The organism is Sinorhizobium fredii USDA 205 (assembly GCF_001461695.1).
GTDB lineage: Bacteria > Pseudomonadota > Alphaproteobacteria > Rhizobiales > Rhizobiaceae > Sinorhizobium > Sinorhizobium fredii.
Genome location: NZ_AUTC01000138.1, coordinates 67,922 through 78,257, shown reverse-complemented (window position 1 = coordinate 78,257; position 10,336 = coordinate 67,922). Strand labels below are relative to the sequence as shown.

At 64.0% G+C, this 10,336-nt stretch carries 10 protein-coding genes; 7 read left to right on the top strand and 3 right to left on the bottom strand.

The genetic code is table 11. The features are described from left to right. Nucleotides 1-129 precede the first annotated feature (129 nt). Together secB and N181_RS16120 are read right to left on the bottom strand one after the other, a co-directional pair. A complete protein-coding gene (gene secB / locus N181_RS16125) occupies nucleotides 130-630 on the bottom strand; it encodes a protein-export chaperone SecB (RefSeq protein ID WP_014330375.1) in 501 nt (166 codons plus the stop codon). Between the two features lie 139 nt (nucleotides 631-769). Further along, nucleotides 770-1,279, bottom strand: coding sequence for an FxsA family protein (locus N181_RS16120; RefSeq protein ID WP_014330376.1), 510 nt, complete (start codon nucleotides 1,277-1,279; stop codon nucleotides 770-772). A gap of 134 nt (nucleotides 1,280-1,413) precedes the next feature. Here N181_RS16120 and N181_RS16115 point away from each other — a divergent pair, with 134 nt between their 5' ends. The 5 genes from N181_RS16115 to gyrB all read left to right on the top strand — a co-directional run bounded on the left by N181_RS16115 (nucleotide 1,414) and on the right by gyrB (nucleotide 6,735). Further along, nucleotides 1,414-2,115, top strand: coding sequence for a Tim44/TimA family putative adaptor protein (locus N181_RS16115; RefSeq protein ID WP_014330377.1), 702 nt, complete (start codon nucleotides 1,414-1,416; stop codon nucleotides 2,113-2,115). Between the two features lie 15 nt (nucleotides 2,116-2,130). Beyond that, nucleotides 2,131-3,237, top strand: coding sequence for a murein transglycosylase A (gene mltA, locus N181_RS16110; RefSeq protein ID WP_037398216.1), 1,107 nt, complete (start codon nucleotides 2,131-2,133; stop codon nucleotides 3,235-3,237). After that, a complete protein-coding gene (locus N181_RS16105) occupies nucleotides 3,230-3,790 on the top strand; it encodes a Smr/MutS family protein (RefSeq protein ID WP_037398213.1) in 561 nt (186 codons plus the stop codon). Before mltA ends, N181_RS16105 begins: the two co-directional genes overlap by 8 nt. Continuing rightward, entirely contained in the window at nucleotides 3,787-4,164 is a 378-nt protein-coding gene (locus N181_RS16100) for a helix-turn-helix domain-containing protein (RefSeq protein ID WP_037398210.1), read from the top strand. Before N181_RS16105 ends, N181_RS16100 begins: the two co-directional genes overlap by 4 nt. 135 nt (nucleotides 4,165-4,299) lie before the next feature. Beyond that, nucleotides 4,300-6,735 (top strand): DNA topoisomerase (ATP-hydrolyzing) subunit B, encoded by a 2,436-nt coding sequence (gene gyrB / locus N181_RS16095; protein WP_037436842.1) that lies wholly within the window; start codon nucleotides 4,300-4,302, stop codon nucleotides 6,733-6,735. 121 nt (nucleotides 6,736-6,856) lie between these two features. Here the strand turns inward: gyrB and N181_RS16090 are convergent, their stop codons facing one another. Continuing rightward, nucleotides 6,857-7,453, bottom strand: coding sequence for a nitroreductase family protein (locus tag N181_RS16090; protein ID WP_037398204.1), 597 nt, complete (start codon nucleotides 7,451-7,453; stop codon nucleotides 6,857-6,859). A gap of 318 nt (nucleotides 7,454-7,771) precedes the next feature. Here N181_RS16090 and gabD point away from each other — a divergent pair, with 318 nt between their 5' ends. Both gabD and N181_RS16080 read left to right on the top strand, forming a co-directional pair. Next, a complete protein-coding gene (gabD, locus tag N181_RS16085; RefSeq protein WP_014330383.1) occupies nucleotides 7,772-9,226 on the top strand; it encodes an NADP-dependent succinate-semialdehyde dehydrogenase in 1,455 nt (484 codons plus the stop codon). A 274-nt stretch (nucleotides 9,227-9,500) separates the two neighbouring features. Beyond that, nucleotides 9,501-10,301 carry an aldolase/citrate lyase family protein gene (locus N181_RS16080; RefSeq protein ID WP_014330384.1) on the top strand — a complete coding sequence of 267 codons (801 nt, stop codon included), beginning with the start codon at nucleotides 9,501-9,503 and terminating at the stop codon, nucleotides 10,299-10,301. Nucleotides 10,302-10,336 lie beyond the last annotated feature (35 nt).

Sequence of the window (10,336 nt, the reverse complement as noted above, 5' to 3'; positions counted from 1 at the left end):
CCTCCGCTTGGGAATCCTCTCCCGGTTAATTTGTCACTACAGCCTAGTCTAAACCACCTGGCTTGGCTCGGAAAACAAAAAACCCGGCCTTGAGAGCCGGGTTTTCAGTTTTAGATCTATCAGAATGCGTCAGTTGGTCGTCGTGTTGCTGTTGGCGACCTGGGCGCGGACCTTCTCTTCGGCCATGCGCTGCGCGAACATCTGCGCAAAATCGATCGGGTCGATCATCAGCGGCGGGAAACCGCCGTTGCGGGTCGCGTCCGCGACGATCTGCCGGGCAAAGGGGAAGAGCAGGCGCGGGCATTCGATGAAGAGCAGCGGCAGCATGTGCTCCTGCGGGAAACCCGAAACGCGGAAGACACCGCCATAGGCGAGTTCCACATTGAACAGCACCTTGTCGCCGTCCTGGGCCTGGGCGTTCAGCGAGAGAACGACGTCGAAATCATTCTCGGCGAGCGGATTGGCATTGACGTTGACATTGATGTTGATCGACGGCGCGTGGTCGCGGGCCTGCAGCGAACGCGGTGCGCCGGGGTTCTCGAAGGAGAGGTCCTTGACGTACTGGGCCAGAATGTTGAGCGACGGGGCCTGCTGCGCGCCGTTGCCGTTGGATGCGGTATCAGTCGTCATAAGAGTTTCCTCGGACTTCGAATTTGGTGAGGCCATCTAGCATTTCGGTCCGGGGCTTACAACCCTCGAAGCCGGGACCGGTTCCCCGGATTGAAGGCGTTTCGATCGCTCGCCGGAGCGGCATCGATAAAGGCCTGATCTAGCGGGAAATCCGGTTGTTCGGCGGCGAGGGATCATTTTCGTCGTCGTTCTTCCTGGAGAACTCCTCCGAGTCGAGATCGATGATCGTCGGCCCGCGCGGCCGCTCGCTGCTCGCGTCGCTTCCGTAATAGAAGCCGCTTCCGGTCGTCAGGATCGTCAACCGCGTCTGCAGGAAGGAAGCGATGGCGCGTCTGATCGGTGGCAGGAAGAGAATAAGGCCGGCAATATCGGTGATGAAGCCCGGAACGATCAGCAGGATCGCCGCAATGAAGATGAGCGCACCGCCAATAACATCCGGGCCCGGGTCCTTTCCGGCCCGCGCCGCGTCCTGCACACGGCGCAAGGTGCCGAGACCCTGGATGCGGAGAAGCAGGACGCCGGCAACTCCGCTCGACAGGACGAGCAGCAGCGTCATTGCCAGGCCGAGTTCCCGGCCGACGACGACGAAGCCGGCAATCTCCGCGATCGGCAGACCGAGAATGACGAGAGGAAGGATCAGCGAACGCATCGATCGTGCTCGCAAGAAGATGAGTGCAATTGACCGGTCTCCGGTTTATGGGTGCGACATCGCCATTTGAATGGTTTATCCTTGCGGACTATATGGAACACCAAGATAAATTCTAACAGCGGTTCCGGGTGGAAATGGGCTCTTTCGACTTCATCACGTTTTTTTTCCTGATCGCGGCTGTGGTCATCTTCCTGCAATTGCGTAGCGTCCTTGGCCGCAGGACAGGAAGTGAACGACCGCCTTTCGACCCCTATTCGCCGCGCGAGGCGCAGGGTCCGGAAGCGAGGGACAATGGCAAGGTGGTGCAGCTCCCCCGCCGCGAAACCACCGCGGAGGACGAGTCCCGCTATGCCGCCATCGACGGTCTCTCCAAGCCGGGCACGCCGTTGAATGCCCAGCTGAGGGCGCTGAGCGACGCGGATCCGAGCTTCCAGCCCGCCGAATTCCTCAACGGCGCGAAGATGGCCTATGAGATGATCGTCATGGCCTTCGCCGACGGCGACCGCAAGACCCTGAAGGGGCTCCTGTCCCGCGAGGTCTACGAGGGCTTCGAAGCGGCGATCGCCGAACGGGAAGCCAGGGGCGAGGTAGTCAAATCGACCTTCGTCGGCATCGAGAAGGCCGACATCGTCCATGCGGAACTCAAGGACGCAGAAGAGAACGTCACCGTTCGCATCATCAGCCAACTGATCTCCGCCACTTACGACAAGCAGGGCAAGCTGATCGACGGCGACGCCGATTCGGTTGCCGAAGTGAACGACCTCTGGACCTTTGCGCGTGACATCCGCTCGCGCGATCCGAACTGGAAGCTGATCGCCACCGAATCGGAAAATTGACCGCAAGGGGCGATAATGGCCTTTCAACTCGAACCGGTCGCCTTTTCGGACTTGCCGGGGTGGCAGCTGGATGACCCGACTCCAGTCCTCGAGGCGCTTCGCCGCTGCCACCATCATGTGACGACGGTAAAGCCATACAGGACCGGATCTCTCGGCGTTTCGATCGCCGACCTGCTGCCCGCCTACGAGGCGGCCGGCGCGGTCTTTTCAGGCACGTCGGAAGCACGCAGCTTCTTCGAAGATCACTTCGCGCCCTTCCGCATCCGCCCCGAGGACAGAAGGACAGGCTTCGTCACCGCCTTCTACGAACCGGAGGTCGAGGTTCGCGCCACCGCCGACCAGGCGTTCCGCTTTCCCTTCTACCGGCGCCCCGCCGACCTCGTCGATGTCGACGAGGCGAACCGGCCCACCGGCATGGATCCCTATTTCGCCTTCGGCCGGCTTCGGGATGGCAGGATCGAGGAATATCCCGACCGCCGGGCGATCGAGGAAGGGCTTCTCGCCGGCCGTGACCTGGAGATCGCCTATGCCCGCTCGAAGGTCGACGTTTTTTTCACCCATGTCCAGGGCGCTGCCCGGCTCGTCTATGCGGACGGATCGCGCCGTCGCATCACCTATGCGGCAAAGACCGGGCACCGCTTTTCCGCCATCGGCAAGCTGTTGATCGAGCGCGGCGAAATCGACGCGGCGACGGTTTCGATGGCGAGCATCCGCGGCTGGCTCGCGGCCCATCCGGAACAGGTCGATGAGGTCCTGTGGCACAATCGCTCCTTCATCTTCTTCCGCGAAGCGGCCGTCGAAGATGAAAACCTCGGACCGGTCGCGGCCGCCAAGGTGCCGCTCGAGCCGGGTCGGTCGCTTGCGGTGGACCGCCTGATCCATACGTTCGGGGTTCCCTTCTACATTGCCAGCGAAACCCTCACCCATCTCGACGGCGGCCGCGCCTTCGCAAGGTTGATGCTGGCGCTCGATACCGGCTCGGCGATCGTCGGGCCGGCACGCGGCGACATCTTCACGGGCTCGGGCGATGCGGCCGGCGCGCTTGCCGGCTCGGTGCGCAACGACGCCGATTTCTTCATCCTCGTGCCCCGCGCGGCTGCCGCCAGATATCGTCATGGCTAGGGAGAAGAAGCTGTCGCCTGAGGACCGCATCCTGTGGGGCAAGGTCGCGCGCTCGACCAAGCCGATGCCCGGTCGATTGCAGGACCTCGAGGACCTGATCGGCGAGATCGAACAGCCGCCGGCTCCGCCCTCTCCGCAACCAGCCGACCCGGGCGCGCCAGCATCCGAGCCGGAACAGGGAATTGCACTCAGCGGCAAGCCGGAGCACCGCCACCACCCGCTCGAGAGACCCGTCAAACGGAAGATTTCGAAGGGCCGGCTGGCACTCGAGGCGCGGATCGACCTGCATGGCATGATCCAAAGCGAGGCGCATGGCTTCCTGCTGCAGTTCCTCCTGAAGGCGCATGAGCGGGGCCTGCGCCATGTCCTTGTCATCACCGGCAAGGGAACGTCGTTCGGCAGCGACGGAGCCTTGAAGCGCGCCGTGCCGCTCTGGTTCGCGCTGCCGGAGTTCCGGCCGCTGATCTCGTCCTACGAGCCGGCGGCGCGAAACCATGGCGGCGACGGCGCGCTCTATGTCCGCCTGGCGCGCGCCCGGGGGCGTGGCCCATGACCCCTTTCGGCGAGGCCATGCACGAGCTGCGCCGCCGCAAGGGCGTCTCGCAAAAGGAGATGGCGGCGGCGATCGGCGTGTCGCCGGCCTATCTCTCGGCCCTCGAGCACGGCAAGCGTGGTTCGCCGAGCTTCGATTTCCTGCAGCGCGTCGCCGGCTATTTCAACGTGATCTGGGACGAGGCCGACGAGCTCTTCCGGGTCGCACGGCTTTCCGACCCGCGAGTGGTGCTCGACACCGCGGGCCTGCCGCCCGGCCACACGGCCTTTGCCAACCGTCTGAGCGAGCGGATTCGCGCCCTTTCGGGCGAAGCGATCGAGGCGATGGAAGATATTTTGGAAAAAGCCACATTTCCTGATAATGACAGGGGATGAAGCCTCGCCCCGGCCGTGCATCCGCCGCCTGGGATTTGGAACCCGTGGACAAATTTCCTATAGTCCGCGAGGCGTCCGCGCTGTGATTCGCAACGAATCGCGGCGTTCGAAGAACCTGGAAAGACCTGAAGCTGAATGACCGATATCTCTGAGACCGAAGCCGGCGCGACCGCCGAATATGGTGCCGATTCCATCAAGGTGCTGAAGGGCCTGGACGCCGTCCGCAAGCGGCCGGGCATGTATATCGGCGATACCGACGATGGCTCCGGTCTGCACCACATGGTCTACGAGGTCGTCGACAACGCGATCGACGAGGCGCTGGCCGGCCACGCCGACATCGTCACCGTCACGCTCAATCCCGATGGTTCCTGCACCGTGACGGATAACGGCCGCGGCATTCCGACGGATATCCACCGGGGGGAAGGCGTCTCGGCGGCCGAGGTCATCATGACCCAGCTCCATGCCGGCGGCAAATTCGACCAGAATTCCTACAAGGTTTCCGGCGGCCTGCACGGCGTCGGCGTTTCGGTCGTCAATGCGCTTTCCGTCACGCTGAAGCTGAAGATCCGCCGCGCCGGCAAGATCCACGAAATGAGCTTCACCCACGGCGTCGCGGACGGGCCGCTGGCGATCACCGGCGACGCCGGCAGCGAGACCGGCACCGAGGTCACCTTCCTGCCGAGCGAGCAGACCTTCTCGAAGACCGAATTCGACTTTGCGACTCTCGAACACCGCCTGCGCGAGCTTGCCTTCCTGAATTCCGGTGTCCGGATCGTCTTGACCGACAAGCGCCATTCGGACATCCGCCGCGACGAGATGATGTATGACGGCGGCCTCGAGGCCTTCGTCGCCTATCTCGATCGGGCGAAGAAACCGCTCGTCCACAAGCCGGTGTCGATCCGTGGCGAGAAGGACGGGATCACCGTCGAGGTGGCGATGTGGTGGAACGACAGCTACCACGAGAATGTGCTCTGCTTCACCAACAACATTCCGCAGCGCGACGGCGGCACGCATATGGCCGGCTTCCGCGGCGCGCTGACCCGACAGATTACTTCCTATGCCGATACCTCCGGCATCACCAAGAAGGAAAAGGTGTCGCTGACCGGCGACGATTGCCGCGAGGGCCTGACGGCGGTTCTGTCGGTCAAGGTGCCGGATCCGAAGTTCTCGTCGCAGACCAAGGACAAGCTGGTCTCCTCCGAAGTTCGGCCGGTGGTCGAGAGCCTCGTCAACGAGGCGCTCAGCGTCTGGCTCGAGGAACATCCGTCCGAGGCGAAGATCCTCGTCGGCAAGGTCGTCGAAGCGGCTGCGGCACGCGAGGCGGCCCGCAAGGCCCGCGAACTGACGCGCCGCAAGGGCGCGCTCGACATCTCGTCGCTGCCCGGCAAGCTCGCCGACTGCTCGGAGCGCGATCCGGCAAAATCGGAAGTGTTCCTGGTGGAGGGCGACTCGGCTGGCGGTTCGGCCAAGCAGGGCCGGTCGCGCGAGAACCAGGCGATCCTGCCGCTGCGCGGCAAGATCCTCAACGTCGAACGCGCCCGGTTCGACAAGATGCTGTCGAGCCAGGAAATCGGCACGCTGATCACCGCGCTCGGCACCTCGATCGGCAAGGACGAGTTCAATGCCGACAAGCTGCGCTACCACAAGATCATCATCATGACGGACGCCGACGTCGACGGCGCCCACATCCGCACACTGCTGCTCACCTTCTTCTTCCGGCAGATGCCGGAGCTGATCGAGCGCGGCCACCTCTATATCGCCCAGCCGCCGCTCTACAAGGTGACGCGGGGCAAGTCCGCCCAGTACCTGAAGGACGAAAAGGCGCTCGAGGACTATCTGATCACCATGGGCCTCGAGGAGGCATCCTTGACACTCGGCTCCGGCGAGGTCAGGGCCGGGCAGGATCTCCGTGAGGTCATCAACGACGCCCTGCGGCTGCGGTCGCTGATGGAGGGGCTGCATTCGCGCTACAACCGGGCGATCGTCGAACAGGCGGCAATTGCCGGCGCGCTCAATACCGAGCTCAACAGCCACCAGGACGACTACCAGCAGGTCGCCGCCGAAGTGGCGCGACGGCTTGACGTCATTGCCGAGGAAACCGAACGCGGCTGGGCCGGATCGGTGACCGCCGAGGGCGGCCTGAGGCTCGAGCGCATGGTCCGCGGCGTCAAGGAAGCGGCCGTGCTCGACATGGCGCTGATAGGCTCGTCCGATGCCCGCCACATCGACCAGCTCAGCGGCAAGCTCAAGGAAATCTACTCGGAGCCGCCTGTTCTGCGCCGCCGCGACGGCACGCTGGAGATCAGCGGGCCGCGCGCCCTGCTGGACGCGATCTTCGCCGCCGGCCGCAAGGGCCTGACGATGCAGCGCTACAAGGGCCTCGGCGAGATGAACGCCGAGCAATTGTGGGAAACGACGCTCGACCCGAACGTCCGCTCGCTCTTGCAGGTCAGGGTCGCCGACGCCACAGATGCGGACGGCCTGTTCTCGCGCCTGATGGGCGACGAGGTCGAGCCGCGCCGCGACTTCATCCAGGAAAACGCTTTGAGCGTCGCCAACCTCGATATCTGACGGGCCGATCGGTTTCGGAAGAAACCGCTTCGGCGGTGTCGAAATAAAAGCGTGGGGCTGTCTCGGCCCCACGCTTTTCATTTTGGATGGACGGGCGGCTCGATACCGCCCCAACTCACGGTCAATCGGCCCGGAAACGACCCTCGAAGACGAATTCGCTGATCGGTTTACGCTGGCTCGGCTTTTCCCGCTCCCGCAAATCCTCGGGAAGCGTGGCCGGGTCGGCAAGCCGCCCGATCGCCACAGCCGCCTCGACCCGGTGGTGCTCCGGAACGCCGAGCACGCGCATTGCCTTGTCGCGGTCGATTCCGGCCATGGCATGGGCACGCCATCCGGCAAGCTGCGTCTGCAGCGCCAGCGCAAACCAGGCGGCACCCGTGTCGAAGGCGTGGGTATAGGCGGGCCTCACTTCCCCGGTCGATGTGACCCGGTGGGTCTTCGAAAGAATGATGACGAGCGCCGAGGCGTTTTTCGCCCAGCGCTGGTTGCCCTCGTCGAGGGTTTCGAGCAGTGAAGCAAAATGCTCGGTGTCGCGGCGCGCATAGACGAAGCTCCACGGCTGGATGTTGCTCGCCGAGGGCGCCCAGCGCGCCGCCTCGAACAGCGCCAGCAGCTCCTCTTTTCTGATTTCCTCCCCCGTGAAGGCGCGTGGCGACCAGCGCTCCAGGAAGATTGAATGAATCGGGTGGTCGGCATTTCTGTGGTTGATTTCCGTCACGAAGAGTGTCCTTGTCCTTCATCTGAATCCCTTGGGAGGCTCTTCGACTTCGCACGCGAGGAGCCGGATTCGCGGCGACGCTATAGAAGATGAAGACACTTTGAAACGTGCGCTCTCAAAAATGATCGAGCGCGGATCGCTGACCGGCAGCCCCTTCGGAGGCTGGAACGAAGCGAGATGGCAGACGTTCTTGGGTGGCGTTGTGGCCCGTTGATCGAACCGAAAAAACAGAAACGGCAGAAACGACGGCCGGGCGATTGTCGAAGCTGAAAAAAGTTGTATAAGTTCTGTAGATTTTTTCGGAGGGAAGGACCAGCCATGAACCTGAAGGACCCGTCGCTGTTTCGCCAGGCCGCGCTCGTCGGCGAGAACTGGATCGAAGCGGACCCGCAGAATGCGATCGAGGTGAACAACCCGGCGACCGGCGAGATCATTGGTCGCGTCCCGAAACTCGGCGCCGCCGAGACCAAGGTTGCGATCGAAACCGCGGCGCGCGTACAGAAGGAATGGGCGGCGAAGACGGCCAAGGAGCGCTCGGTGGTCCTGCGCCGCTGGTATGAGCTGATGATCGAGAACAAGGACGATCTCGGCAAGATCCTGACGATCGAGCAGGGCAAGCCGCTCGCCGAGGCGACCGGCGAGATCGTCTATGGCGCCAGCTTCATCGAATGGTTCGCCGAAGAGGGGCGCCGCGTCTATGGCGACCTAGTGCCCGGCCACCAGAAGGACAAGCGCATCCTGGTGATGAAGCAGCCCATCGGCGTGGTCGCCGCGATCACCCCGTGGAACTTCCCGAACGCGATGATCACCCGCAAGGCCGGGCCGGCCTTCGCGGCCGGTTGCGCCATGGTCCTGAAGCCCGCCGCGCAGACCCCCTACTCGGCGATCGCCATTGCCGTGCTCGCCGAACGGGCCGGCATGCCGAAGGGCCTGTTTTCCGTCATCACCGGCTCGGCCCGCGAGATCGGCGCCGAGATGACCTCCAACCCGACGGTGCGCAAGCTGACCTTCACCGGATCCACCGAAGTCGGCGCCGAGCTCTACCGCCAGAGTGCCGCGACGATCAAGAAGCTCGGGCTCGAACTCGGCGGCAATGCGCCGTTCATCGTCTTCGATGACGCCGATCTCGACGCCGCCGTCGAAGGCGCGCTGATCGCCAAGTTCCGCAACAACGGCCAGACCTGCGTCTGCGCCAACCGCCTCTACGTCCAGGAGGGCGTCTACGACGCTTTCTCGGCAAAGCTTGCCGCGGCTGTCGCCAAGCTCAAGACCGGCAACGGTATGGAAGACGGCGTCATCCTCGGGCCGCTGATCGACAAGCCGGCGCTCGAGAAGGTCGAGGAGCACGTTGCCGACGCGCTCGCCAAGGGCGCCCGCGTCATCCAGGGCGGCAAGCGCCATGCGCTCGGCGGCAGCTTCTTCGAGGCGACGGTGCTGGCGGACGTCACCCAGGCGATGGCGGTGGCCCGCGAGGAAACCTTCGGCCCGGTCGCGCCGCTCTTCCGTTTCAAGGACGAGGCGGATGTCATCCGGCAGGCGAACGACACCGAGTTCGGCCTTGCCTCCTATTTCTACGCCAAGGACCTGGCGCGGGTGTTCCGCGTTGCCGAGGCACTGGAATACGGCATGGTCGGCGTCAATACCGGCCTGATCTCGACCGCGGAAGCCCCCTTCGGCGGCGTCAAGCTCTCCGGCCTTGGCCGCGAGGGCTCGAAATACGGCATCGAGGAATTCATGGAAATCAAATATGTCTGCCTCGGCGGCATCGCCTGAGGCGGGCAGCATCGTCCTGAAGTGAAGCGAACCGGCTGGAAAGTTCTGGCCGGTTTTTTCTTTTGCCGGTAAGAAGTTAGCAAAAGCAATTGATTGGGCGCGGGATTGCCCCTAACCCTAACCCTCTCCCCGCTTGCGGGGAGAGGGGACTTCAGCGGTGCGGCATCGTCCCTTCGCCCCGCTGGCGGGGAGAAGGTGCCGGCAGGCGGATGAGGGGCAGAGAGGCACCTCGTCGATCCCGCGCCGAAACGTCCTGACGCCGAAGGAGAGATCAATGCCGGCCCCAAAAAATCCTTTCAAAGCGGCGATCCGCGAAGGCCGTTTCCAGCTTGGCTTGTGGGTGGCGCTGGCCAGCCCCTATGCCGCCGAAGTGGTCGGCGGCAGCGGCTATGACTGGCTGTTGATCGACGGTGAACATGCGCCGAACGACCTGCCGCTGCTCGCTGCGCAGTATCGCGCCATCGAAGGCCGCGGCAGCCATCCGATCGTCCGCCTGCCGGTCGGCGATGCCACCCTCATCAAGCAGGTCCTCGACACTGGCGTCCAGACGCTGCTCATCCCGATGGTCGACAATGTCGAGCAGGCGCGGCAGCTGGTCCGGGCCGTCCGCTATCCGCCGCACGGCATCCGCGGCGTCGGCGCCGCGCTCGGGCGTGCCACGAACTTCGGCCGCATAACGGACTATCTGCAGAACGCCAACGACGAGATCTGCCTGATCCTGCAGATCGAGAGCCGGGCCGGTCTCGCTGCGATCGTCGAGATCGCCGCTTTAGACGGCGTCGATGGCCTGTTCATCGGCCCCTCTGACCTTGCCGCCGATATGGGCCATCTCGGCAACCCCGCCCACCCGGAGGTTTTGAGCGCGATCATCGACGGCTTTGCGCGCATCCAGAAGGCCGGCAAGGCGCGCGGCATCCTGACCCTCGACCCCGTGCAGGCGCGCGACTATCGCGATCTCGGCGCCGACTTCATGGCGATCGGCACCGACGTCACCTTGCTCGTCAGCGCGACGGAGCGGTTGCGCCGCGAGTTTCTCGGAGAGGCCGAGCCGGGGCGGACTGAATCCGGCTACTGATTGGCAACGCGGCCCCCAATCCAAGAAGATCGGTC